At 30.2% G+C, this 26957-nt stretch carries 19 protein-coding genes; 6 read left to right on the forward strand and 13 right to left on the reverse strand.

From position 1 onward, the window contains the following. Positions 1-7 precede the first annotated feature (7 nt). Both hisD and hisG read right to left on the reverse strand, forming a co-directional pair. Complete coding sequence (gene hisD, locus ABY298_RS00405) at positions 8-1291, reverse strand: histidinol dehydrogenase (RefSeq protein ID WP_372743999.1); 1284 nt, start codon at positions 1289-1291, stop codon at positions 8-10. A gap of 92 nt (positions 1292-1383) precedes the next feature. Further along, a complete protein-coding gene (hisG, locus tag ABY298_RS00410; protein ID WP_372744000.1) occupies positions 1384-2241 on the reverse strand; it encodes an ATP phosphoribosyltransferase in 858 nt (285 codons plus the stop codon). Between the two features lie 482 nt (positions 2242-2723). On the opposite strand from hisG, the gene purL reads away from it, so the two are divergent. Both purL and ABY298_RS00420 read left to right on the forward strand, forming a co-directional pair. Further along, positions 2724-6368, forward strand: coding sequence for a phosphoribosylformylglycinamidine synthase (gene purL / locus ABY298_RS00415; RefSeq protein ID WP_372744001.1), 3645 nt, complete (start codon positions 2724-2726; stop codon positions 6366-6368). Positions 6369-6512: 144 nt separating this feature from the next. After that, on the forward strand, positions 6513-7070 hold the full coding sequence (locus tag ABY298_RS00420; RefSeq protein WP_372744002.1) for a hypothetical protein: 558 nt from the start codon (positions 6513-6515) through the stop codon (positions 7068-7070). A gap of 89 nt (positions 7071-7159) precedes the next feature. On the opposite strand, the gene ABY298_RS00425 is transcribed toward ABY298_RS00420, so the two are convergent. The 4 genes from ABY298_RS00425 to ABY298_RS00440 all read right to left on the reverse strand — a co-directional run bounded on the left by ABY298_RS00425 (position 7160) and on the right by ABY298_RS00440 (position 12191). Beyond that, complete coding sequence (locus tag ABY298_RS00425) at positions 7160-7939, reverse strand: formate/nitrite transporter family protein (protein WP_372744003.1); 780 nt, start codon at positions 7937-7939, stop codon at positions 7160-7162. A gap of 32 nt (positions 7940-7971) precedes the next feature. Continuing rightward, a complete protein-coding gene (pflA, locus tag ABY298_RS00430; RefSeq protein WP_372744004.1) occupies positions 7972-8700 on the reverse strand; it encodes a pyruvate formate-lyase-activating protein in 729 nt (242 codons plus the stop codon). 120 nt (positions 8701-8820) lie between these two features. Next, positions 8821-11046: a formate C-acetyltransferase gene (gene pflB, locus ABY298_RS00435; protein ID WP_372744005.1), complete on the reverse strand. Its 2226-nt coding sequence runs from the start codon at positions 11044-11046 to the stop codon at positions 8821-8823. A 347-nt stretch (positions 11047-11393) separates the two neighbouring features. Next, positions 11394-12191, reverse strand: coding sequence for an FKBP-type peptidyl-prolyl cis-trans isomerase (locus ABY298_RS00440; protein WP_372744006.1), 798 nt, complete (start codon positions 12189-12191; stop codon positions 11394-11396). Between the two features lie 79 nt (positions 12192-12270). Here ABY298_RS00440 and ABY298_RS00445 point away from each other — a divergent pair, with 79 nt between their 5' ends. The 4 genes from ABY298_RS00445 to ABY298_RS00460 are packed head-to-tail and all read left to right on the forward strand — an operon-like array spanning position 12271 to position 14514. Then, positions 12271-12645: an RNA-binding S4 domain-containing protein gene (locus tag ABY298_RS00445; protein ID WP_372744007.1), complete on the forward strand. Its 375-nt coding sequence runs from the start codon at positions 12271-12273 to the stop codon at positions 12643-12645. Next, complete coding sequence (locus ABY298_RS00450; RefSeq protein ID WP_372744008.1) at positions 12632-13420, forward strand: SDR family oxidoreductase; 789 nt, start codon at positions 12632-12634, stop codon at positions 13418-13420. Before ABY298_RS00445 ends, ABY298_RS00450 begins: the two co-directional genes overlap by 14 nt. Before the next feature lie 3 nt (positions 13421-13423). After that, complete coding sequence (locus ABY298_RS00455; protein ID WP_372744009.1) at positions 13424-14011, forward strand: SAM-dependent methyltransferase; 588 nt, start codon at positions 13424-13426, stop codon at positions 14009-14011. A gap of 5 nt (positions 14012-14016) precedes the next feature. Continuing rightward, positions 14017-14514, forward strand: coding sequence for a phosphoribosyltransferase family protein (locus tag ABY298_RS00460; RefSeq protein ID WP_372744010.1), 498 nt, complete (start codon positions 14017-14019; stop codon positions 14512-14514). Between the two features lie 13 nt (positions 14515-14527). Here ABY298_RS00460 and ABY298_RS00465 read toward each other — a convergent pair whose 3' ends face one another. The 7 genes from ABY298_RS00465 to ABY298_RS00495 form a co-directional block, all read right to left on the reverse strand. After that, positions 14528-15088 (reverse strand): TlpA family protein disulfide reductase, encoded by a 561-nt coding sequence (locus tag ABY298_RS00465; protein WP_372744011.1) that lies wholly within the window; start codon positions 15086-15088, stop codon positions 14528-14530. Positions 15089-15263: 175 nt separating this feature from the next. Then, positions 15264-17663 carry a glycoside hydrolase family 31 protein gene (locus ABY298_RS00470; RefSeq protein WP_372744012.1) on the reverse strand — a complete coding sequence of 800 codons (2400 nt, stop codon included), beginning with the start codon at positions 17661-17663 and terminating at the stop codon, positions 15264-15266. Positions 17664-17800: 137 nt separating this feature from the next. Beyond that, entirely contained in the window at positions 17801-19699 is a 1899-nt protein-coding gene (gene glgB / locus ABY298_RS00475; protein ID WP_372744013.1) for a 1,4-alpha-glucan branching protein GlgB, read from the reverse strand. A gap of 164 nt (positions 19700-19863) precedes the next feature. Then, the gene (locus tag ABY298_RS00480; protein WP_372744014.1) at positions 19864-21804 is read right to left on the reverse strand and encodes an alpha-1,4-glucan--maltose-1-phosphate maltosyltransferase; all 1941 of its coding nucleotides are present in this window, start codon (positions 21802-21804) and stop codon (positions 19864-19866) included. Between the two features lie 24 nt (positions 21805-21828). Next, positions 21829-23091 (reverse strand): glucose-1-phosphate adenylyltransferase, encoded by a 1263-nt coding sequence (locus ABY298_RS00485; protein WP_372744015.1) that lies wholly within the window; start codon positions 23089-23091, stop codon positions 21829-21831. A gap of 49 nt (positions 23092-23140) precedes the next feature. Then, positions 23141-24343, reverse strand: coding sequence for a glycogen synthase (gene glgA, locus ABY298_RS00490; RefSeq protein ID WP_372744016.1), 1203 nt, complete (start codon positions 24341-24343; stop codon positions 23141-23143). Positions 24344-24605: 262 nt separating this feature from the next. Further along, positions 24606-26870, reverse strand: a complete 2265-nt coding sequence (locus ABY298_RS00495; RefSeq protein ID WP_372744017.1) for an aconitate hydratase — start codon at positions 26868-26870, stop codon at positions 24606-24608. Positions 26871-26957: the final 87 nt, after the last annotated feature.

Genomic DNA, 26957 nt, shown 5'->3' on the forward strand with positions numbered 1-26957 from the left:
TTAATTTTTATTTTAAACTATTCAACCTTAAAGTAACAGCATTTTTATGAGCATCTAATCCTTCTTCTGTAGCTAAAACTTCAATTGCTTTGCCTATTTTTTGAATTCCTTTTTCAGAAATTTTCTGAAATGAAATAGCCTTTAAAAACGAATCTAAATTTACACCAGAATACGCCTTAGTATAACCATTTGTAGGTAAAGTATGATTTGTTCCTGATGCATAATCTCCAGCACTTTCAGGTGTATAATTTCCTATAAATACAGAACCTGCGTTTTCAATTCCGTTTACATAAAACTCATTATCATTTGTGCAAACTATAAAATGTTCTGGACCATATTCATTAATTAAATCCAAGGCAATTTCTTTTGTTTCAACATAAATTAACTTCGAATTTTCAATAGCTTTTTCTGCTATTTTTTTTCTTGATAATTGTTGTAGTTGATTTTCTAATGCACCTTCAACATTTTTTAATTTTTCTAATGATGTTGAAACCAAAATAACCTGGCTATCAACTCCATGTTCTGCTTGACTTAATAAATCAGATGCTACAAAATCTGCATTGGCACTATCATCTGCAACTACCAATAATTCACTTGGTCCGGCTGGCATATCAATAGCAACTCCATATTTTGTTGCCAATTGTTTTGCTACTGTAACAAATTGATTTCCAGGTCCAAATATTTTATAAACTTGTGGAATTGTTTCTGTACCAAATGTTAGAGCTGCAATTGCCTGAATTCCACCAACTTTTATAATTTTTGTAACTCCACATTGTTGGGCTGCATAAATAATTGCTGGATGTATTTTTCCTTTTTTATTTGGAGGTGTAGATAATACAATTTCTTTACAACCTGCAATTTTAGCGGGAATAGCTAACATTAAAACCGAAGAAAATAAAGGTGCCGTTCCGCCTGGAATGTACAATCCTACTTTTTGAATGGGTCTTTTTTCTTGCCAACACTCAACACCTATTGTAGTTTCCACAATTACTGGCTCTGTTTTTTGAGCTGAATGAAATGTTGTTATGTTTTCTTTTGCTAGCGCAATAGCTTGTTTTAACTCTTCTGTAATTAAGGTGTTTGCCTCCTCAATTTCTACTTGTGAAACAAATAAGTCATCTAATTCAACACCGTCAAAAATTGAAGTGTAACGCTTTACACCATCATTTCCATTTCTTTTTACATCAGCAAAAATTGCAGTTACCGTTTCTTCAATAGATTCTACAGTTTGTGTTGGTCTTTTTAATATTTCTGACCATTCACTTTTTGGAGGGTTTATTATTTTATTCATTTTTTATAATATTAGAAGTTGAATATTAGAAGTTGAAAGTTTAAATGTTTTTAATTTAAAACTTTTAATATTAACTATTGTACTATATATATTTAAAGTACCATTTTTTCAATTGGCACAACTAACAATCCTTCGGCTCCATTTGCTTTTAATTCATCAATAACTTCCCAAAAAGAATTTTTTTCAATTACTGTATGAATAGAACTCCAGCCTTTTTCTGCCAAAGGCAAAACAGTTGGACTGCGCATTCCTGGCAACAATTTAATTATATTCTCAACTTTATCGTTAGGAACATTCATTAATATATATTTTGAGTTCTGAGCTTTTAAAACAGATTTAATTCGGAATTGAAGTTTGGCTAATATTGCTTTATTTTCGTCAGAAATTGTAGGAGAAACTGCTAACACAGCTTCACTTTTTAGCATTACTTCAACCTCTTTTAAATTGTTTTTAAATAAAGTACTTCCGCTAGAAACTATATCACAAATAGCATCTGCTAATCCAATATTTGGTGCAATTTCAACCGAACCGCTAATAATATGTATATCTGGTTTTACATTAAACTCACTAAAATATTGTTTTACTGTATTAGGATATGATGTTGCAATACGCATTCCATCAAGATCCTTAATGCCTTTGTATTTTGTACCTTTTGGAACAGCTAAAGAAACACGACATTTAGAGAAACCTAAACGTTCGGCAATAACAATGTCATCGCCTTTTTCTATTAAAACATTTTCACCTATAATAGCAATATCTACTACACCATCTCTTAAATATTGTGGAATATCTCCGTTTCTAAGGTATAAAACTTCTAATGGAAAGTTACTTGCTGAAGCTTTTAATTGATCTTTTCCATTATCTATAGAAATGCCACAATCTTTTAATAATTGCAAAGAGTCTTCGTTTAATCTCCCTGCTTTTTGAACTGCAATTTTAATTTTACTCATTTTTTTTAGTTGTTATGTTTGAGCAACCTTTAAGTTTATAAAATAATAAACCCGCCTGATTAACTCAAACGGGTTATAAATATATCTTTTTTTAAATTCAATTCAATACATTTTTAGCTCGCTCGAGTGCAAGTATGAAAATGATGATGATGTAATTGAATAAAACGCATTGTTTTCTAATTTTTGTTATGCAAATATATACATTTGTTTAAAATACAACTATTAAGTTTAAAAAATATTTACAAAAATTAATGCTTTGTTAACTATTTAACAACATTCCAAAATATACAGGCTAATTATTAAAAATATATAGTTGATAATTACCGATTTACTGCAATACTAATTTTTACCCTAAATTTTAATTGAACAAATGTTTAAAACTATATTAATAAGTATCTACAAATTCAAAAATAGGTACACTCTGTTTCTAAATATTTGATTAAATTTGCATTTTCTTATAAATCACTAAAAAAAATCGACATATGATTCATTTCTTTGGAAACACAAACAGTAAAATTTATGCTGTGCAAACGTCAAAAGAACTTACCCAATCAGCCGCAAAAAAATTATTTTGGCTTTTTGGAAATCAACCACAAATAAATGAGGCATCAATCGATGCTTTTTTTATTGGTCCTCGTGCCGCAATGGTAACTCCATGGAGTACAAATGCCGTTGAAATTACTCAAAACATGGCTATTGAAGGCATTATTAGAATTGAGGAATTTACAGCATCATATAAAGAAGCTGAATTTGATTATATGATTTTTCAAAAATACAGTAGTCTAAATCAAGATATTTTTGATATACACATTAATCCTGCTCCTATTTTAGAGATTGAGGATATTGCTGCGTACAATCAACAAGAAGGTTTAAGTTTAAGTGATGATGAAGTTGAATATTTAAACAATTTAAGCACTAAAATAGGTAGAAAACTAACTGATTCTGAAGTTTTTGGGTTTTCTCAAGTAAATTCAGAACATTGTCGTCATAAAATATTTAACGGAACTTTTGTAATTGATGGTGAAGAAATGCCTACTTCATTATTTAAATTAATAAGAAAAACTTCAGAAGCACATCCAAACGGAATTGTTTCTGCTTATAAAGATAATGTGGCTTTTGTTGAAGGACCTATTGTTGAGCAATTTGCTCCAAAGTCTCCAGATAAACCTGATTTTTATGAGAAAAAAGACTTTAAATCTGTTATTTCATTAAAAGCTGAAACCCATAATTTCCCAACAACTGTTGAGCCTTTTAATGGTGCTGCTACTGGTAGTGGTGGTGAAATTAGAGATCGTTTGGCTGGTGGAAAAGGTTCATTGCCGTTGGCTGGAACAGCTGTTTATATGACCTCCTATTCTCGTTTAAAGCAAAATAGAACTTGGGAAAACGGAATGACTGAACGTCCTTGGTTGTACCAAACACCAATGGACATTTTAATAAAAGCATCTAACGGAGCTTCAGATTTTGGAAATAAATTTGGGCAGCCTTTAATTACAGGCTCTGTGTTAACTTTTGAACACCAAGAAGAAGCGCGTAAATTAGGTTTTGATAAAGTAATTATGCAAGCCGGTGGAATTGGTTACGGAAAAGCTAATCAAGCTTTAAAAGATAAACCAAAAGAAGGTGACAAAATAGTAATTTTAGGTGGAGATAATTACCGAATTGGAATGGGTGGCGCTGCGGTTTCATCAGCTGATACTGGTGAATTTGCAAGTGGTATTGAATTAAATGCTGTGCAACGTTCTAATCCTGAAATGCAAAAACGTGCTGCTAATGCCATTCGTGGAATGGTAGAAAGCGATAACAATTCAATTGTTTCTATTCACGATCACGGTGCTGGTGGACATTTAAATTGTTTATCGGAATTAGTTGAAGAAACAGGTGGATTGATTGATTTAGATAAATTACCAGTTGGTGATCCTACACTTTCTTCAAAAGAAATTATTGGAAATGAATCTCAGGAACGTATGGGATTGGTAATTGGAAAAGAAGATGCCGCGTTTTTACATAGAATTGCAGATCGTGAGCGTTCTCCTTATTATGAAGTTGGTGATGTTACAAATGATGATCGTTTTACATTTAAATCTAAAACTACCGGTGTAAAACCAATGGATTTAGAATTAAATGATATGTTTGGAAGTTCTCCAAAAACAATTATGAATGATAAAACGGTAACGTATAATTATTCTGATTTAGAATATTCAATTCAAAATATTTCAACGTATTTAGAGCAAGTACTGCAACTAGAAGCTGTTGCTTGTAAAGATTGGTTAACAAATAAAGTAGACCGCTGTGTAGGTGGTAAAGTTGCCAAACAGCAATGTGCCGGACCATTACAATTACCTTTAAATAATGTTGGTGTTATGGCATTGGATTATAAAGGCGTTGAAGGTGTTGCAACAAGTATTGGACATTCGCCAATTGCAGCATTAATAGATCCTGCTGCAGGAAGTAGAACTGCCATTGCAGAATCTTTATCTAACATTGTTTGGGCTCCAATAAAAGATGGTTTAAAAGGTATTTCATTATCTGCAAACTGGATGTGGCCTTGTAAAAATGAAGGTGAAGATGCACGTTTGTACAAAGCAGTAAAAGCTGTTTCAGAATTTGCTATTGAATTAGGAATTAATGTACCAACAGGTAAAGATTCCTTATCTATGAAGCAAAAATATCCTAATGATGAAGTTTTATCTCCAGGAACTGTAATAATTTCAGCTGCAGGAAATTGTACTGATATTAAAAAAGTTGTAGAACCTGTTTTACAAAAAAATGGTGATTCTATTTATTATATTAACCTTTCTCAAGACGATTTTAAATTAGGAGGTTCTTCATTTGCACAAACGCTAAATAAAGTAGGAAACGATGCGCCAACTATTAAAAATGCTGCGTTTTTTAAAAATGCATTTAATACAATTCAAGAATTAATATCTGAAGATGCTATTGTTGCCGGACATGATATTGGTAGCGGCGGTTTAATTACCACTTTGTTAGAAATGTGTTTTGCTGATATTAATTTAGGTGCAAAAATAGATTTCTCAGTATTTGAAGAAAAAGACATTATTAAATATTTATTTGCTGAAAATATTGGAATTGTTTTCCAAGCCAAAAATGATACAATAATTGAACAAAAATTAAATCAAAACAATGTTTCATTTTACAAACTTGGTAAAGTTACAACGGAAGCTACGTTAGATTTTGGACCATGTAAATTAGATATTGCAAAATACCGTGATATCTGGTTTGAAACTTCGTACTTATTAGATAACAAACAAACTGCTAATGGATTGGCAAAAGATCGCTTTGATAATTATAAAAATCAACCATTAAAGTTTACGTTTCCTAAGCATTTTACGGGTGCTTCTGCACCGCTTAGCAATCAGAACAAACCTAAGGCAGCAATTATTCGTGAAAAAGGTTCAAACTCTGAACGTGAAATGGCAAATGCTATGTATTTAGCTGGTTTTGATGTAAAAGACGTACATATGACCGATTTAATTAGTGGTCGTGAAACGTTGGAAGATATACAATTTATTGGTGCTGTTGGTGGATTTTCTAATTCTGATGTATTAGGTTCTGCAAAAGGTTGGGCTGGTGCATTTTTGTACAACGAAAAAGCAAAAACGGCCTTAGACAATTTCTTTAAAAGAGAAGACACATTATCTGTGGGTATTTGTAATGGATGTCAGTTATTTATGGAATTAGAAGTTATTAATCCTGAACATAAAGTACACGGAAAAATGTTACATAACGATTCTTATAAGCACGAAAGTAACTTTACATCTGTAACCATTCAAGAAAATAATTCAGTAATGTTGTCAACATTAGCAGGAAGCACCTTAGGTGTTTGGATTTCGCATGGTGAAGGTAAATTTAATTTGCCAATGGAGGAATCAGCCTATAATATTGTTGCAAAATATGGATATGAATCGTATCCTGCAAATCCTAATGGATCTGACTATAACACTGCTATGTTAAGTAGTAAAGACGGTCGACATTTAGTAATGATGCCACATATAGAGCGTTCTATTTTTCAATGGAATTGGGCAAATTATCCTGAAGGAAGAAAAGATGAAGTTTCTCCTTGGGCAGAAGCTTTTGTGAACGCCAGAAAATGGTTAACAAAATAAATTTATTAGTTTATATTTAAAAAGAGGCTTTTGATAAAGCCTCTTTTTTTATTAATAAATTTCAAGAAAAATAATAACAGTTTTTTTCCAAAATATTATTACTTATTTGCACATTTGTTATGTAAATTTTAAAAGATTGAAATAATGGAAAATAAAGAAAAAAATGAAAGTATTGATACTTCAGCAATAGTAAAAGAACCTTCAAAACTTTGGGTTTTTATTAAAAAATACAAGTATTATGTATTTTTAATTATATTGCTTATTGTAAGTATTTTATATCATATTATAAGTGTAAAAATGCTTCAAAGTACCTTTACAAAAGAAAAAAATACTATTACAAACACTTACAAAATTAAGTTAGACAGTTTAAATAGTAATCGTTTACAATTAACTGCTAAAACTTTTTCCTGGGCAATTAGAAGTGAATTAATGAGAGAAAATTCTGAACAAGTAAATCAGTTTTTTAATGATTTTGTGAAAAATGAAGATATTATAAAACTTCAGTACATTAATGCTTCTACGTCCAAAATTCAAATTTCAACAAATAAAAAAGATGAAGGAACATCTGATTTAAAATTTATTGATATAAATGAACAAACTGTTTTACAAGATTCTACAAGTATTGAATTAGCAACACCAATTAATGGATTAAACACTAAATTAGGTGTATTTGTAATGAGCGTTAAAAAATTAAATAAATAATTGTACTAAAAATAAAAGCCTTTTCAATTGTAATTAGAAAAGGCTTTTAAAAATATTTTAGTTTTTATTTTATTCTTATTTAAAAGAAATTACTTTTCTTTTCCAAATAAATATCCATAAAACGTTCCAACAAATAGTGCTCCACCTACAATATTACCTATTGTAGCCGGAATTAAGTTTTTTACAATAAAAGTTTCCCAAGTTATTGGAGCTCCTTCAAAAATTGCTAAAGGAATAAAATACATGTTTGCTATACTGTGTTCAAATCCCATGGCTACAAATGCCATAACCGGAAACCAAATTGCAAATATTTTACCTGTAGTATCTTTGGCTGCCATACCTTGCCAAACAGCTAAACAAACTAACCAGTTAGCTCCTATTCCTTTTAAAAATGTAACCAAAAAAGTATGACTAGTTTTGCCTATTGCTATTTGATGAACAGAATCTACAAACGGAGAACTGCTTACTAAATGAGTTAAGTGTGTAATAAAATATGCTACAAAAACAGCTCCAATAAAATTACCAACATAAACTAATCCCCAGTTTTTTAGTACCGTATTTATGCCTTGTTTTTTATTTAAAACATTTGGTATAAAATAAGCATTATTACCCGTAAAAAGCTCCGCTCCTACTATTACAACCAAAATAAGTCCTAACGGAAACATGGCTCCAAATAAAAATTTAGTAATTCCAGGGTTATGTTCTGCAATACCTGGTGATCCACCACCAACAATAATTGCTAATAAACCTCCAAAAGCAATGTAAGCACCAGCTAAAAATGCTAACATTAATGTTTTACGTACTTTATATTCTCCTTTAGTATGTGCTAAATTACTAACTATTCCAATAACTTCTTTAGGTGTATTCATTTTAAAATAGGTATGTTTTTATACTACACTTTTTAATTTATTTTTACTTCTTTAAAATATTGTTTTAAAATAGCAGCCGCTTCTTCTAATTCTTTTGGTGTATTTTCTCGAGCATCTTTTAATTGATATTCCCAACCTAAAGCTTCCCATTTATGAATTCCTAATTTATGATATGGCTGTATTTCAATTTTTTCAATTGTATTATAATCTTTAAAATAGTTTCCCATTGCGTGCAATAATTCTGGTTTATTTGTTATATCTGGAATTAGAACATAACGCAACCACATATTTTTACCTGATGCTTCTCGGTACGCTGCAAAATTAAAAGTAGTTTCTTTACAACTTACGCCTGTTAAAGCTAAATAACCTTCCTCAGTCATATGTTTTATATCTAACATTACCAGGTCTGCATATTCATCAATTAGCGTTTTTGTATAGCTATTTAAAATTCTTCCGTTAGTATCTATATTGGTATGAATTCCTTCTTCTTTTAATCTTTTAAAAAACGGAATTAAATCTTTAGCTTGTAATAAAGGTTCTCCGCCTGAAACTGTTACACCTCCTTTTTTACCAAAATAAGGTTTCATTTTTAAGGCAATTTCAACAAGTTCTTCTATTTTATATTCTGTTCCTCCTGAGGTTTCTATAGTATCAGGATTATGACAATACAAGCATTTTAGTTTGCAGCCTTGTAAAAAAACCACCAAACGAATGCCTGGACCATCATGAGTTCCAAACGATTCAATCGAATGTACTCTCAATGTATTTTCTTGTGTTTTGATAATCTTAAGTTTTTAGTAGTAATAATAGTAGTAGTCAGTAAAAAAAAAGCATTGAAAAATTACTGAGTAATCTTTCAATGCTAAAAATATAAAAAATAATTACATTGATTCGTGGAACGAACGTGTAATAACTTCTAATTGTTGTTCTTTTGTTAAACGAACAAAGTTTACAGCATAACCTGAAACACGAATTGTTAACTGTGGATATTCGTCTGGATTTTCCATAGCATCCATTAACATTTCTTTATTTAACACGTTTACATTTAAATGTTGTGCATTTCTAGAGAAATAACCATCTAAAGTAGTTGCTAAATTTTCTATTTGCTCTTCTTCATTTGATCCTAAAGATTTAGGAACAATTGAAAATGTGTTAGAAATACCATCTTTAGAATCGTTATAATCAATTTTTGACACTGAATTTAACGAAGCAATTGCACCATTACAGTCACGTCCGTGCATTGGATTTGCACCTGGAGCAAATGGAATTCCTTGTGCTCTACCATCAGGTGTTGCACCTGTTTTTTTACCATAAGAAACGTTAGATGTAATTGTTAATACTGATAATGTTGGTTCAGCATTTTTATAAATTGGCAATTGTTTTAATTCTGCATTAAAATCATGAACAACGCTACTTGCTAATGTATCAACTCTATCATCATCATTTCCATAATTTGGAAATTCTCCTTCAATTTCAAAATCAACTGTTAATCCAATTTCATTACGAACAGGTTTAACTTTAGCGTATTTAATTGCTGATAATGAATCTGCTACAATTGAAAGTCCTGCAATACCGTATGCTAAATTAATACTTGGATTTGTATCAATTAACGACATTTGTGCTTTTTCGTAGTAATACTTATCGTGCATATAATGAATAATATTCATAGAATCGTTGTACACACGTGCAACTTCTTTCATGGCTATTTTAAAGTTTGCCATTACTTTATCAAAATCTAAATATTCATCTTTATACTCCTCAATACCTTCAATCATTTGAGTTCCTGTAAATTCACATCTACCGCCATTTAAAGCCAATAATAATGTTTTAGCTAAATTGGTACGTGCTCCAAAAAACTGAATTGATTTACCAACTTCTTGATATGAAACACAACAAGCAATACCGTAATCATCAGAACCTCTGTGAAGACGCATTAAATCGTCATTTTCAAATTGAATTGATGAAGTATCTATAGAAACTTTAGCGCAATAATCCTTAAAGTTTTGAGGTAAGTTAGGCGACCATAAAATAGTAATATTTGGTTCTGGTGATGGGCCTAAATTATATAATGTATGTAAGAAACGGAATGAAGTTTTAGTAACTTTTGTTCTACCATCTTCAAACATTCCTCCTATTGCTTCTGTAACCCAAGTTGGATCACCTGCAAAAATTTCATCATAAGCTTCCATACGTAAATGGCGAACCATACGTAGTTTCATTACAAATTGATCTATATATTCTTGCGCATCTACTTCAGTAATTAAACCGGCTTCTAAATCTCTTTCAATAAATATATCTAAAAACGAAGAAACATTACCTAACGACATTGCAGCTCCATCTTGTTCTTTTACAGCCGCTAAATATGCCATATATGTCCATTGAACTGCTTCTTGAGCATTTTCAGCTGGGCGAGTTAAATCTAAATTGTAATAGTTACCCATTACAACCATATCTTTTAATGCTTTAATTTGCTCAGCAACTTCTTCACGTAAACGAATTACATTGTCAGACATTGGGCCTTTAATTTCGGCTAAATCTTTCTTTTTTGAATCAATTAAACGGTTAATTCCATATAATGCAATTCTTCTATAATCACCAATTATTCTACCACGTGCATAATTATCTGGTAATCCGGTTAAAAAACCTAATGATCTAAACTTTTTAATTTCAGATGAATATACATCAAAAACACCATCATTATGAGTTTTTACATATTTTGTAAATAATGTAGAAACGCTATCACTTGGAGTTAAACCATGTTCTGATAATGCTTTTTCAACAACTTTATATCCACCAAAAGGTTTCATTGCTCTTTTTAACAATTCATTTGTTTGCAGACCAACAATTACTTCATTTTCTTTATCAATATATCCAGCTTCAAATGAGCTAATTCCAGAAATAATTTCAGTATCTACTGATCTAACTCCATTATTTGCTCTTTCTTCTTTGGTTGCTGCTTTACATATATCCCACAATTTTTGTGTTTTTTCACTTGGACCTACCAAAAAATGATATGTACCGTGATAAGGAGTGATATTTTTAGTAACAAAGTCTCTTAAGTTAATAGTACTATTCCAAATACCATCTTTAAAATTTTTAGTTTTCATAATTATATTTTATAATTTAATTTTTTTTTAAATATTAAAATTATCAATAATGCCGCAAAAATAGGGCATTTATAAATGAAAAATATGATAAATATCATATAAAAAAAGAGTTGTTTACCTTTTTAATTTTTAATATTTTACTAAAACGTTTGAAGTTAATAGTTGATGAAAAAAAATAATTTTGTTAAAAAAAATAAAAAATGTTTTTTTTTATTAAACAAGTCCGTTTTGCAGTAAAAACCTTTATTTTTTGATTGAAAAAGTATTCAATTATTTAGCAACTAGCCGTATATTAAAAAAGCTTCTTGTTTAACAAGAAGCTTTTTTATATTTAGTATAAAATTTGTTTAATTGTCTTTATCTAAATAATTAGGAATTCCATCTCCATCGGTATCTTCAGTTAAACTTTCGTTTTTGGTTAATATTCCATCTCCGTCATCATCAACATCCAAATAATCTGCTATTCCATCTCCATCGGTATCATCATTTTTAACATTTCCATCATTATTTCTATCTTCATTACTTGATAAAATTCCATCATTATCATGGTCGGCATAATTTATATCGTGTAATTCAATTTTAAAAACTAAAGGTGAATTTGCTTTAATAATATTTTGTTCAACATTTCCATATCCCAATCCTGAAGGAATAAATAAAAATCCTTCTCCATAATTTTCATAATAAAAAGATTCGTCAATATTAATAATTTTAGAACCTCCTTTAAATTTTGTAAAACCATAACTCCAACCATCAATTAAACTGGTAAGTGAAAACCAAACTTTTGATGTACTAGTATCAAAAATGGTACTATCAAGCATCATTCCATAATATTTTGTAAATATAGAATCTGATCTTTTAGGTGCATTTGTTGTTCCTTCATTTAATGTTAAATAGTACAATTTATATTCAATATCATTTTCGGTAATATCCATTTTTTGAACTTGGTCCATTAAGGGTGTTTCACCATTTGTAATTGTCCAAATTGCACCATCATCATTTAAATAATGCGATTGTAAATATGCTATTAAACTAGCATCATCAATTTCAGCTTGTGCTTCTGCATCAAAATTATCGTTATCATCTTTTCTACAACCAAACGCTATAAAGCCTAATATAGCAATAAAAAGCAACTGTTTAATTTTCATTTATTTGATTTTTAAGTAACGCAAGATACTATTTTACTACCTTTGGAAAAAGATAAAAAGTGAATTTTAACTTTTATGTATGAGAATTGATAAATATTTATGGTGCATCCGTTTTTATAAAACTAGAAGTATTGCAACTGAAGCATGTAAAAAAGGCCATGTGAAAATTCATGGCGATAATGTAAAGCCTTCTAAAATGGTTTTTAGTGGAGAAAATATAACTGTTAGAAAGGATCAAATTAACTACCAAATACAGGTTTTAGATTTACCCACAAGCAGATTAGGAGCTAAATTAGTGGATTTGTATAGAAAAGATATTACGCCACCTGAGGAATTTGAAAAATTAGAATTATTAAAATATTCTAAAGATTTTTATAGAAAAAGAGGAACTGGTAGACCTACAAAAAAAGATAGACGTGATATAGATGATTTCCAAGAAGATGATGAAGATTAATTTAGAAAATAAAAGAGCGCTGGTTGGTGGTAGTACTCAAGGTTTAGGAAAAGCAATTGCTTTAGAGTTAGCTAATTGTGGTGCTTCGGTTACTTTAATGGCCCGAAATGAGGAAAAATTAAAAGCTACTTTAAATGAATTAAACACAAATTACCATCAAAAACACTCGTATTTGGTTGTTGATTTTAATGATTTTACTAGTTTTGAAAATATAACAACTTCTTTTTTTAAAAATAATACAGTTGATATTTTGGTGAATAACACTAATGGACCTGATGCTGGAGGTGTTTTTGAAAAAGAAATTAAGGATTATCAAAAAGCTTTTGATTTACTGTTTAAAACAACCACTCATTTAACAATGTTGGCATTACCACAAATGAAACTAAATAACTTTGGAAGAATTATTAATACGGCTTCCGTATCTGTAAAAATTCCGTTGTTACATTTGGCGCTTTCAAATACCATAAGATCTGCAGTTATTATGTGGGCTAAAACATTATCTATAGAAGTTGCTCCGTATGGAATAACTGTAAATAATATTTTAACCGGAATTTTTGACACTGAAAGAATTAAGCAATTAAATGAATTTCAGGCTAAAGCAAAAAATAGTACACTTGAAGAAAATTTGAAGGTAATTACTAATGACATTCCAATGGGAAGACTTGGAAAACCAGAAGAATTTGGTAATTTAGTTGCCTTTTTAGCATCTAACTATGCAGCGTACATTACTGGAGCTAATATTCCAATAGATGGTGGATTTATAAAATCTATTTAATAAATGAACTCGAAATTTAATAAAGAGTATTGGGAAAATAAATATAGAGAAAATGCAACTGGCTGGGATATTGGCTATGCTTCCACTCCGCTTACAACTTATTTTGATCAACTAACAAATAAAGAATTAAAAATATTAATTCCGGGTGGAGGAAATTGTTACGAAGCCGAATATTTATTTGAAAAAGGTTTTAAAAATGTTTTTGTGATTGATATTGCGCTACAACCTTTAAAAAATTTAAAAAAACGTTTTCCTGAATTTCCTGAAGACCATTTAATTTATGATGATTTTTTTAACCATACCAATACTTATGATTTAATTATTGAACAAACATTTTTTTGTGCATTAGATCCAAATTTAAGAACTGCTTATGTTAATAAAACTCACCAATTACTTTCCAATACAGGTAAAGTTGTTGGGTTGTTTTTTAACTTTGATTTTACCCAAGCTGGTCCACCTTTTGGAGGTAGCATTGTGGAGTATTTAAGTTTATTTTACCAAAAATTTAATGTTGATGTATTAGAAAGATGTTATAATTCTATAAAACCAAGACGTGGAAATGAATTGTTTTTTATCTTTGAAAAAAATTAACCATCATGAAAAGTTCAATTATTTTAACTAAAGAGCAAATTGAAAATAAAACACGAAGAATTGCTTACCAAATTTATGAAACCAATAGCAATGAAAAAGAAATTGTTATTGCTGGTATAAATGGTAATGGTTTTGTTTTTGCACAAAATATTGCTGAAATTTTAAAACAAATTTCAGGAATTAAAGTGGTGCTTTGCGAAGTTATAATTGATAAAAAAAATCCATTAAAACAAGTTACAACTAACATACCTTCAATTGATTATAAGAATAAATCTCTAGTTTTAGTTGATGATGTTTTAAGCTCTGGAACTACACTAATGTATGGTATAAAACACTTTTTAGAAGTACCTTTAAAAAAGTTTAAAACAGCAGTTCTTATTAATCGTAACCATAAAAAATATCCTGTAAAAGCCGATTTTAAAGGAATTTCTTTATCAACTTCAATGCAAGAACATGTAGCCGTAGTTTTTGAGAAAAATAACGCATTTGCTATTATTGAATAATTAAGAATAGAAATTATTTAGATTCCTGTATTTTATTATCTAATAATTCTCTAACTTTTTTACCATTCCAATCTGCAGATCCAACTTTATCAATTACTATAGTTCCTTTACTATCAATTACATAGGTTGCTGGAATACTATTTGTTTTTGTAAAATATTCTGGAGGGTTACTAATAGAATTATATGTTGGTAAATTATAGTTGTTTTTAATAAAAAAGGACTCAACAGTAGGCCAATTTTCTGTTGTTACAAAAATAAAAACTACTTTGTCTTTATAATCATTATATAATTTTTGAATCATTGGCATTTCAGCTCGGCACGGTGGACACCAAGTAGCCCAAAAATTAACAAATATAACTTTATCTTTAAATTCAGTAAAATTTACATCTTCAGTATTTAATCCTTGTAAATTCCAATTATAATCTTCAATAACTAGTGTAGAATCGTTATTTATTGAAGGAGAAAATGCAATTTGACGCATAAACCACTCTCTAGATGGAGGATATAATAAAACCGCTAATGCAATTATAAATATAATGTTAGAAATTCTATTTTTTGTAAATAATTTTTTCATAAAACCTTTTAATCTTTAATTAATTGCTAAAATATAACAAATACAATTTTCTGTAAGTAACAAACTATTCTTATCTAAAGAAGTTACTTTTTTGTAGTCGTTAACTTTTTTATTGTTTACAAAAAAAAGCTTCTTAATTTCTTAAGAAGCTTTAAAAAATTTTATACTATTAAAATTATTTTGCAATAATATATATTTCTCTAAACTCTTTAGTAACCTCAAAAGTTACTTTTCCATTTATTTTAGATATGTCTATTTCCTCGTTATCAACTTCAATTTTATCAATTTTAAATGGTAACCCGTAAATATTTATTTTAAAAGTGTTATAACCTGTAATAAATTTCCCTGATTTAAATTGTTGAATAGTTAACGATTCTTCTTTTCCAACTTGTGTAAAATTACGCAAACTATATCTTCCTTTTTTATAATCGTATCCATCACCAGTATCTTCATAAACTTCAGAAGATTCTTTTCCTAATTTATAATAAACATCTAGTTCTAGTTGCTCAATTTTCTTTTCACCAACGTATTGTTGAACCGGATACTTTGGTATTATAGCACCTTCTTTTACAAAAATTGGCATACTATCTAAATCTGCATCTACCCAAACTTCTTCACCTCCAGAAATAATTGACTGATCCCAGAAATTATACCATTTACCAAAAGGAATATACATTCTTCTTCCTTTTGAATTGGCTTCAAGTATAGGACAAATTAATATTTTCTCTCCAAAAACAAATTCATCATTTCTATAATGCGTATTCGCATCTTCTTGATCATAAAGCACTAACGATTTTAAAATTGGAATACCTTCATCTGCATATTTCCAAAAAGCACTGTATAAATATGGTAATAATGTATATCTTAATTCAATAAATTTACGAACTATATCCGTAACTGTTTTACCAAAAACCCAAGGTTCTTGATCTCCGTGATCTCCAGACGAATGTACTCTACAAAATGGATGAAAAACACCTAATTGAATCCAACGGGCAAATAATTCTCCGTTTGGTTGTTCAGCAAATCCACCAATATCAGATCCTGCAAAAGAGAAACCAGACATACTCATGCGTTGTGCTTGTAGGTTTGCAATTGAAAGGTGATCCCAAGTTGCAACATTATCGCCTGTCCAAGTAGATGTGTATCTTTGAGTTCCTGAGTAGGCAGATCTTGTAATTACAAATGGCCGTTTTGGGTAGCTAAATTTCTTCAATCCTTGGTACGTTGCACGTGCCATTTGCATTCCGTAAATGTTATGAGCTTTTCTATGGCTACAAGGGTTTCCATCATAATCATGACGAACGTCATCTGGAAAAGTTTTACCAGGAACATCCATTACTGCTGGCTCATTCATATCGTTCCAAACACCAGCAACTCCTATATCTTCAATTAATTCTTTAAATAACTCACTCCACCACTCTCTTACTTCGGGCTTTGTAAAATCTGGAAAATAACATTCTCCAGGCCAAACTTTCCCTTTCATATATGGTCCGTCTGCACGTTTACAAAAATAATCTTTTTCTAAACCTTCTTTAAATACACTATATTCATTATCTATTTTAATTCCTGGATCAATAATTGCAATTGTTTTAAATCCATCATCTGCCAATTCTTGCACCATCCTTTTTGGATCAGGAAAATATTCTTTGTTCCAAGTAAAACATCTGAAACCTTCCATATAATCTATATCTAAATAAATGGCATCACAAGGAATTTGGAGCTCTCTAAATTTAGACGCAATTTCTTTTACATTAGACTCTGGGTAGTAACTCCATTTACATTGATGAAATCCTAATGCCCACATTGGTGGAATGTGATGCGGTCTTCCTGTTAGATCGGTATAATTAGAAACAACTTCAGTCATTTCCGGACCATAAATAAAATAATAATTCATTTCACCACCTTCAGCCCAAAAACTAGTTATATTTCTGCGTTCATTACAAAAATCAAAAAATGTACGGAATGTATTATCAAAAAATATACCGTAAGATAATTTATTTTGAATAGCTGTATAAAACGGAATTGCTTTGTAAATTGGATCTGTACCTCTAACATACGCAAAAGAATCGGTTACCCAATTTTGAAATCGTTTCCCTTTTAAATTATTATCTACTGGCTTATCTCCTAAACCATAATAATTTTCTCCTTGCTGAGATTTTAAAGACATTTTTACAATATCACCACCAATTTCATAACTTTCTTCCCAATGAAAACCTAGTTCATCTTCACAAATTAATGAATTGTCTTTTACATCAAAAATAGATTTACGCATATCTTGTTTTGAAATATGGCAAATTAATTTTGAAGTTGTAATTATATACTTTTCATCATCTTCAGTAATTTCTAAATGATTGTATCCTTTACTAGCATACATAGTTATAGCATATGAAAAATCTTTGTCAAACATTCCTGTTGTACTATATCTAAATCTTAAAACGCTATCTCTTTCTATTGTTAATTGTAGAACAACTCCGTTTTCACTTTTAAAATATAAAACATTCACATGTTTTTTATAAAAAACTATTTTTGAAGGAAATAAATTTCCTTTATGCTCTAATTCTGTGTTTAATATCATATTCTCTTCATTTTATCGAAATGCAAACGTACTAAAAAACAACTTGAATGTTAGTCTCTTTTTAATAAAAAAACACCCTTAATATTTACGAATTTGTAAAATTAAAGGTGTAAAATTTTATACTTGAAAAAATGACTCTATTTTATGCTTAATACAGTAATTCCTAGTGGTGGGAGTGTTAATTCAACAGAATATTCACGTCCATTCCATGATGATTTTCTAACTGTTAATGAGGTGTTTTCTACGCCACTTCCTCCATATTTTTTATCATCACTACTAAATATTTCTTGTAATTTACATTTAGTAGGAATTCCAACTTTATAGTTTTGTAGCGTTGTTGGTGTAAAATTACAAATTACCAATACGTTTTCATTATTTCCTTTTCTGATATAGGAAATTACGGAGTTTTCAGAATCATCTAAACTAATCCATTCAAATCCATCTTGTGTAAATGGTTTTTCAAATAACGGAGGAGTTGCTCTATAAAACGCATTTAATGCTGAAAAATATTCTTTCATTTGTTTATGAGGTTTAAATTCTAATAAATTCCAATCTAAACTCTCTTGAAAATCCCATTCATTATATTGCCCAAATTCACTTCCCATAAACAATAGTTTTGTTCCTGGGTGTGTAAACATATAACCATACAGTAATCTTAAATTTGCAAAACGTTGCCATTCATCACCTGGCATTCTTCCTAAAATGGAATTTTTACCATACACAACTTCATCATGAGATAACGGCAACATAAAATTTTCCGAAAATGCGTACGCCAAACTAAATGTTATTTCATTTTGATGGTATTTTCTGTACACTGGATCTTTTCCAAAATAATCTAAAGTATCGTGCATCCATCCCATCATCCATTTCATTCCAAATCCTAAGCCTCCCATAAATGTTGGTTTTGAAACCATTGGAAATGCTGTTGATTCTTCGGCTATGGTTTGTACATCTGGGAAACATTTGTATACTTCTTCGTTTAATTCTTTCAAAAACCTAATAACATCTAGGTTTTCTCTTCCTCCAAATTCATTTGGTTCCCATTCTCCATCTTCTCTTGAGTAATCTAAAAATAACATAGACGCCACTGCATCAACTCTTAATCCATCTGCATGATATTGGTCTAACCAAAATATGGCATTACTAATTAAAAACGATTTTACTTCGTTTCTTCCATAGTTAAATATCAAACTTTTCCAATCTTGATGGTATCCTTTTCTTCTATCAGGATGCTCATATAAATGTGTTCCATCAAATAAACCAAGTCCGTGTGCATCTTCGGGAAAATGAGAAGGTACCCAATCTAAAATTAATCCAATACCATTTTGATGTAATTTATCAACTAAATATTTAAATTCATCAGGATATCCAAAACGCGATGTTGGCGCAAAATATCCTGTTAATTGGTAACCCCAAGAAGGATCGTATGGATATTCCATAATTGGCATAAACTCTACATGTGTAAAGTTCATTTCTTTTACATAGCTCACCAATTCATCTGCTAACTCTATATAAGACAAAGATCTATCTTCTTCTGCATTTTTTCTCCAGGAACCTAAATGTACTTCATAAACAGAATAAGGAGCATCTAGTTTATTATGTTCCTTTCTGGTTTTCATCCAATTATCATCTTTCCAGTTATAATTATCTTCCCATACAACCGAAGCTGTTTTTGGAGGATGCTCACAACGGCGTGCATACGGATCTGCTTTTTCTGTTTTTATATCATTATTATTACTATGAATTTTATATTTATAAACCGTTCCTTTTCCTATATTAGGAATAAATCCTTCCCAAATTCCGCTTTCATCCCAACGTACATTTAACCTATGTTCACCTTCTATCCAATAATTAAAATCTCCTACTACTGATACAGATTTTGCGCTTGGTGCCCAAACTGCAAAATAGGTTCCTTCTCTCCCATCTATTTCAATTATATGAGAACCTAATTTTTCATATAATCTGTAATGTTTTCCTGCTTTAAAAAGATATATATCGAAGTCTGAAAATAGACTAAAAGCTTCTACTTGTGCCATAAATATTTTAATGATTTATACTGTTTAAATTCCAATATTGGAATTAATATTGTTTAAATTTCTTTAATTTAATTTTAATAATTTAAAACTTTATAGGATTGTTACTTTGTATTTTAAAAACAACCCTATAAAGTTAAGTTTTAATTTTGTAGATAGTTAATTTCTTATTTTTTAATTTTAAATATATGAAATGGCAAGGTTGGATGTAACTCTACAAAGTTCCACTCATCTTTCCAAGTATATGTATTACTAGTAATTAAATCTGTTAAGGCTATTGGGTGACCATTATTAATACCTAAATCTCCTAATGGAAGCTGAACCATTCCTTGTTGTGAAGAATGATCATCTAAACTAATTATTACTAATACTTCACTTGATTTAGAATCGTTCCATTTATAAAACGCAATTAAATTAGAGTTTTCTACATAACAGAATTTTATATTATTGGTTTGTTGTAAAGCTTCGTGTTGATGCCTAATCTGATTTATTTTTGTAATTACAGTAATTAATTTATTTTCAACATTCCAATCGTAATGCGTTACCTGAAATTTTTCAGAATTCAAATATTCCTCTCTACCTATTAACCCTTCACTTTTCATATATTCAAAAACAGGTCCGTAAATTCCAATATTAGAACTTAACGTTGCCGCAAGTGCATAACGCTGAATGTGTTTAGATTCATTTGCGCCTTGTAAATGATGTGGATTTATATCAGGCGTATTTGGCCAAAAATTTGGGCGCATATACTCTTTCTGATCTGTTTTTGTTAATTCTTCTACATATTCTATTATTTCATGTTTAGAATTTCTCCAAGTAAAATAAGTATACGATTGTGTATACCCTTGTTTACCTAGTTGATGCATAACTTTTGGAGCTGTAAATGCTTCCGCTAAAAATAACACATTTGGATGTTTTGCTTTTACTTGAGTTATTATCCAATTCCAAAAATGATATGGTTTTGTATGCGGATTATCAACTCTAAATATTTCTATACCGCAATCAATCCAGTACAATAAAATATCTAAACAAGCTTTCCATAAATTAACATAATCTTCACTTTCCCAATAAATTGGTAAAATATCTTGGTATTTTTTTGGAGGATTTTCAGCATATTGCACCGTTCCATCTGGTCTCCATTTAAACCATTGTGGATGTTCTTTAACCCAAGGATGATCTGGCGCAGCTTGTAAAGCATAATCCATTGCAATTTCAACATTATGTTCTTTTGCTTTATGTATTAATGCTTTAAAATCGTCTATATTTCCTAAATCTGGATGAATATCTTTATGTCCACCAAACCTAGAACCAACTCCCCAAGTAGAACCCACATCTCCTTGTTCAGCAGTGGTTGTGTTATTTTTACCTTTTCTGTTTACTTCACCAATAGGATGAATTGGAGGTAGATAAAGCGTATCAAATCCCATTCTTTGAACTCTAGGCAACAAGCGCTCACAGTCCTTTAAAGTTCCGTGAACTCCATAATGTTCAGATGAAGAACGAGGGAAAAATTCATACCAAGTACTAAACCTCGCTTTTACTCTATCTACATAAACTTTTAATTCTTTTGAATATGCAGTTAATAATTTTTTTGGATGATTGGCAAAAATATGATGCAACCTGTCGCTCATTGCTTCTCTAATTGCTTCATCATAAGATGCTTCGTTTCCAAAAATATATATCAGATGTAAAAAGTAATTTTTTTCTTCAAAATTTTCTTCATCAACTAAATTTTGAAGAAATTGTATTCCTTCTAATAATTCAGATTTTACATATTGATTATCCTGAATTTTCCTAATAATACCATGTTGCCAATTTAAAGCATAATCTACCCAAGCTTCAATTTTATAACTATAATATCCTTGTTTATCAACTGAAAATGATGCGTTCCATTCATTATTATGTTGTGGAGTCATTCTAGTTTCGCTCCAATTTTTATCTTTTTCGTGTTTATAAAGAACGGAAGAAGCTATAATATCATGGCCATCAACTAATACAACAGCACTTACATTAACAATTTCATTTACAACTCTTTTAATATAAAATTCTCCACAATTTATTTGTGGACGTACATCTTCTATTACTATTCTACTTTGATTTTTCTGCATATAAAAAATATTACTTAAGCTATTTTATAGTGTAAATCCGTGTGGTATGGTAACTCCTTTTTTAATTACAATAATACCATCTCTAATAACATATAAATCTGTTTCCGTATCTACCATTTTTTTATCTCCAATTAATCTAACATCATTTCCAACACAGCAATTTTTATCTAAAATAGCATTTTTTATAAAGCATCTGGCACCAATACCCATGGTAACAATATTTGGATCCAATATTTCCTCTAATGGTTGATAATGGTCTGCTCCCATCATATATGTATTAATTACTGTACTTTCCTTATCTATTCTTGACCTAATTCCAATTACAGAATGCTCAATTTTACCAGCATTTATTATACAACCATCTGCAACCACAGTTTTATCTAAAACAGTACCAGAAATTTTTGTAGTTGGAAGCATTCTGGCGTGTGTATAAATAGTTCTTTCTTTACAATATAAATCAAATTTTGGAAAATCATCAGTTAGACCTAAATTGGCTTCAAAAAACGATTCAATAGTTCCAATATCTGTCCAATATCCTTCGTATTGATAACTAAATACTTTCTTTTTCTCTATGGCTCCTGGAATAATTTCTTTCCCAAAATCATTTGTTGAAGTATCTTTCATTAATTTAACTAGTAAATCTCTATTAAAAATATAGATTCCCATAGATGCTAAATAGTCTCTACCCTGGTTTTTCATTTCCTCACCAGTATCTGAAGTCCATTCTGGCAATAATTCTGCCGCTGGCTTTTCTATAAATGAAGTGATTACATTTTTATCATTTGTTTTTAAAATTCCAAATGAAGTAGCATCTTTAGCTTTTACAGGAATAGTTGCAATTGAAATATCGGCTTTGCTTTTTATATGTGCTTCTACCATATCATCAAAATCCATTTGATATAATTGATCTCCAGAAAGTATTAAAGCATACTCAAAATCATGACTTAAAAAATGGTGCATACTTTGTCTTACAGCATCTGCTGTTCCTTGAAACCATGTGCTATTTCCTGGTGTTTGTTCTGCTGCTAAAACATCTACAAACGCAGAACTAAAAAAACTAAAATGATAGGTATTTTTAATATGTTTATTAAGCGATGCTGAATTAAATTGAGTTAAAACAAATATTCTTTTAATTTCTGAATTTATACAATTAGAAATTGGAATATCTACCAATCTATATTTTCCGGCAATTGGTACCGCTGGTTTTGAACGTGTTTCGGTTAATGGATACAATCTTGATCCTTGTCCTCCTCCTAAAATAATCCCTAAAACTTTATTATTAATCATAACCTATTTATTTTTATTGTTTAAACTTTATGAGCTTTGTTTGTATTTTCTAAATTAATGATTGGTATAATTCTTCTACTTGTTTTGCAATAGCTACCCAATCAAAATGTTCTTCCACTCTTTTTCTTCCATTATTACCCATTTTTATTCTTAAGGTATCGTTTTTAATTAAACTATTAATTCCGTTCGCTAAATCTTTTGAAAATTTATCTGGATCAACAGGTTCAAATGGTGCTTCTGTTTGTTGAATAAGTGGTACTAAAATTCCGGTTTCACCATTTACCACAACTTCTTTAATTCCACCAACAGCACTGGCAACTACCGCTGTATTACAAGCCATTGCTTCAATATTTATAATTCCAAAAGGTTCGTAAATGGATGGGCAACAAAAAACATCTGCATGAGAATATAATTGAATTACTGATTTTTTATCAAGCATTTCATCAATCCAAATAACATTTTTTCTTGTTTTTTTAACTTCATCAACACTATCCTTCATTTCTTTACCAATTTCAGGAGTATCTGGCGCTCCTGCACATAAAACAATTTGAGTATCCGGATCTATATATTTAATGGCATTTACTAAATGAATAATTCCTTTTTGTCGTGTAATTCTACCCACAAAAAGTACAAATGGTTTTGATTTATCAATTCCATATTTTTCTAATGTTGAAGTTTCTGATGTTACTACATATTCTTGAAGATTAATTCCATTATAAATTACCTTCACTTTACTTTCATCAACATTAAAATATTTTAACACATCTTCTTTAGTTTCATTGGATACCGCAATTAAAGCATCTGCCATTTCCAATGCTGTTTTCTCAACCCAAGACGAAGCGTCATAACCTCTTCCTAATTGTTCTCTTTTCCAAGGTCTTAAAGGTTCTAAAGAATGTGTTGTAATTACCAAAGGAATACCATAACAAAGTTTGGCTACAATACCGGCAAAATGAGCGTACCAAGTATGACAATGTACAATGTCTGCATCAATTTCTTCAGCATTCATTAATAAGCCAGTACTTAAGGTTTCAAACACTGCTTTTAGTTTTTCATTGGAATTTTTAAATGCGGGATTTTTAGAAGGAAAACCTTTTACGTTTAAATTTTTACTTGATTCATCCTGATCTCCAAAACATCTCACATCAACTTCCATTAATTTTGCAAGTTCAGTAGCTAAATATTCAACATGTACACCTGCTCCTCCATATACATAAGGAGGGAATTCTTTTGTGTAAAAAAGTGCCTTCATAAAATAATTTTCAGTTTAGTTTTTTGATATTGAAACATCTTAAATAAAAAAATAAATACTCTAATCTAATAATTAACCCGTTAAAAAAGCATAAATTATTAGCTTTGATATATTTAAAAAATTCAATGATATTTCAAGTAACTATATTAAGAAAAATAGCCTTTAAAACCAAATAAAGAGTCCTAAAAATAGAAAATAAATTCAAAAAAAAAGAGGAGCTAAAAAAAGCTCCTCTAAAATTATAAAACTAGGTACTTTAGACCTATTTCTGATTTTCTTTTTTAATTAAATTTAATGCAGATCCTTCATTATACCATTCAATTTGACCTTGATTATAAGTATGATTCAGTTTAATTATGTCTTTACTACCACTTTCGTGAACAATTTCTAACGTTAATTGTTTTCCTGGAGCAAATTCATTTAAATCTAAAAAGTTAAATGAATCATTTTCTTGAATTAAATCATAATCTGCTTCATTGGCAAAAGTCAACCCTAACATTCCTTGTTTTTTTAAGTTTGTTTCATGAATTCTTGCAAAAGATTTAACTATTACAGCTGCTACACCTAAATGACGAGGTTCCATTGCGGCATGTTCTCTTGAGGAACCTTCTCCATAATTATGATCTCCTACAACAATTGTTTTAACTCCAGCAGCTTTATATGCTCTTGCAGTATCAGGAACTGGACCATATTGGCCTGTTAATTGATTTTTTACTGAATTTGTATCTTTATTAAATGCATTTACAGCACCAATTAAACAATTATTTGAAATATTATCTAAATGACCACGGAAACGTAACCAAGGACCAGCCATAGATATATGATCTGTTGTACATTTACCAAAAGCTTTAATTAATAATTTTGCATTATTAATTGTATTACCAATAGGTGCAAACGGAGTTAATAATTGAAGCCTATCTGAATTTGGATTTACTACAACATTTACTCCAGAACCATCTTCGTAAGGTGCCTCATATCCAGCATCTTCAACAGCAAAACCTTTTGGAGGTAATTCTAATCCAGTTGGTTCATCAAAAGATACTTCCTCTCCTTTTTTATTAATCAGCGTATCTGTCATTGGATTAAAATCTAATCTTCCAGCAATTGCAATTGCAGCAACCATTTCTGGTGAAGCTACAAATGCATGTGTGTTTGGGTTGCCATCTGCTCTTTTTGAGAAATTTCTATTAAACGAATGGATAATTGTATTTTTTTCTTGTTTAGATGCTCCTGCTCTATCCCACTGACCAATACAAGGTCCACAAGCATTGGTGAAAATTTTTGCATCTAAATTTTCAAATATTTGCAATAATCCATCACGTTCGGCAGTATATCTAACTTGCTCAGAACCCGGATTAATTCCAAATTCAGCTTTTACAACTAAACCTTTTTCCACTGCTTGTTTTGCAACAGAAGCAGCTCTAGATAAATCTTCATAAGAAGAATTGGTACAAGAACCTATCAGTCCCCATTCAACTTTTAAAGGCCAACCATTTTTTGTAGCTTTTTCAGTCATTTCACCAACAGTAGTACCTAAATCTGGTGTAAATGGTCCATTTATTTGAGGTTTTAATTCTGACAAATTAATTTCAATTACTTGATCAAAATATTTTTCTGGATTTGCATAAACTTCATCATCACCTGTTAAATATGATGCTATTTTATTTGCTTCATCGGCAACTTCATTTCTATCAGTAGCACGTAAATATCGTTCCATAGATGCATCATAACCAAAAGTTGATGTTGTTGCTCCTATTTCCGCTCCCATATTACAAATTGTTCCTTTTCCTGTTGCCGACATGGATTTTGCTCCCTCACCAAAATATTCAACAATACAACCTGTTCCTCCTTTAACAGTTAATATATCCGCTACTTTTAAAATAACATCTTTTGGCGCAGACCAACCCGAAAGTTTTCCTGTTAATTTTACGCCAATTAACTTTGGAAATTTTAACTCCCAAGCCATTCCTGCCATTACATCAACAGCATCTGCTCCACCAACTCCAATAGCAACCATTCCTAATCCTCCTGCATTTACAGTATGAGAATCTGTACCAATCATCATTCCTCCAGGAAAGGCATAGTTTTCTAAAACTACCTGATGAATAATTCCAGCACCTGGTTTCCAAAAGCCAATTCCATATTTATTTGAAACTGAAGCTAGAAAATTAAAAACTTCACTACTATTATTTAAAGCTGTCTGCAAATCTTTATCAGCTCCTATTTTTGCTTGAATTAAGTGGTCACAATGCACAGTTGTTGGCACTGCTACCTTACTTTTACCGGCTTGCATAAATTGCAAAAGTGCCATTTGAGCTGTTGCATCTTGACAAGCAATTCTATCTGGAGCAAAATCTACATAATCTTTTCCTCTTACAAAAGCAGTTGTTGGTTTTCCATCCCAAAGATGGTTGTATAATATTTTTTCAGCTAAGGTTAAAGGTTTTTGAACAACAGATTTTGCTGCATCAACACGTTCTGCCATTCTTGCATAAACACCTTTTATCATTTCAATATCAAAAGCCATAATTTTTTAGTTTTAATTTTTTTTTTGATTAACAATATACAAAATAATAAGGTTGTTGTGAAAAATATTTCGATACTTATTGAAGAA

The sequence above is a fragment of the Lutibacter sp. genome (genome assembly GCF_041596795.1).
GTDB lineage: Bacteria > Bacteroidota > Bacteroidia > Flavobacteriales > Flavobacteriaceae > Lutibacter.

Coding starts and splice junctions, on each gene's coding strand:
- hisG (WP_372744000.1), bottom strand. CDS start 2,241: ATGAGTAAAATTAAAATTGCAGTTCAAAAAGCAGGGAGATTAAACGAA.
- purL (WP_372744001.1), top strand. CDS start 2,724: ATGATTCATTTCTTTGGAAACACAAACAGTAAAATTTATGCTGTGCAA.
- ABY298_RS00465 (WP_372744011.1), bottom strand. CDS start 15,088: ATGAAAAAATTATTTACAAAAAATAGAATTTCTAACATTATATTTATA.
- glgB (WP_372744013.1), bottom strand. CDS start 19,699: ATGGCACAAGTAGAAGCTTTTAGTCTATTTTCAGACTTCGATATATAT.
- pflB (WP_372744005.1), bottom strand. CDS start 11,046: ATGAAAACTAAAAATTTTAAAGATGGTATTTGGAATAGTACTATTAAC.
- ABY298_RS00440 (WP_372744006.1), bottom strand. CDS start 12,191: ATGAAAATTAAACAGTTGCTTTTTATTGCTATATTAGGCTTTATAGCG.
- ABY298_RS00420 (WP_372744002.1), top strand. CDS start 6,513: ATGGAAAATAAAGAAAAAAATGAAAGTATTGATACTTCAGCAATAGTA.
- ABY298_RS00445 (WP_372744007.1), top strand. CDS start 12,271: ATGAGAATTGATAAATATTTATGGTGCATCCGTTTTTATAAAACTAGA.
- ABY298_RS00455 (WP_372744009.1), top strand. CDS start 13,424: ATGAACTCGAAATTTAATAAAGAGTATTGGGAAAATAAATATAGAGAA.
- glgA (WP_372744016.1), bottom strand. CDS start 24,343: ATGAAGGCACTTTTTTACACAAAAGAATTCCCTCCTTATGTATATGGA.
- hisD (WP_372743999.1), bottom strand. CDS start 1,291: ATGAATAAAATAATAAACCCTCCAAAAAGTGAATGGTCAGAAATATTA.
- ABY298_RS00450 (WP_372744008.1), top strand. CDS start 12,632: ATGATGAAGATTAATTTAGAAAATAAAAGAGCGCTGGTTGGTGGTAGT.
- ABY298_RS00470 (WP_372744012.1), bottom strand. CDS start 17,663: ATGATATTAAACACAGAATTAGAGCATAAAGGAAATTTATTTCCTTCA.
- ABY298_RS00460 (WP_372744010.1), top strand. CDS start 14,017: ATGAAAAGTTCAATTATTTTAACTAAAGAGCAAATTGAAAATAAAACA.
- ABY298_RS00480 (WP_372744014.1), bottom strand. CDS start 21,804: ATGCAGAAAAATCAAAGTAGAATAGTAATAGAAGATGTACGTCCACAA.
- ABY298_RS00495 (WP_372744017.1), bottom strand. CDS start 26,870: ATGGCTTTTGATATTGAAATGATAAAAGGTGTTTATGCAAGAATGGCA.
- ABY298_RS00485 (WP_372744015.1), bottom strand. CDS start 23,091: ATGATTAATAATAAAGTTTTAGGGATTATTTTAGGAGGAGGACAAGGA.
- ABY298_RS00425 (WP_372744003.1), bottom strand. CDS start 7,939: ATGAATACACCTAAAGAAGTTATTGGAATAGTTAGTAATTTAGCACAT.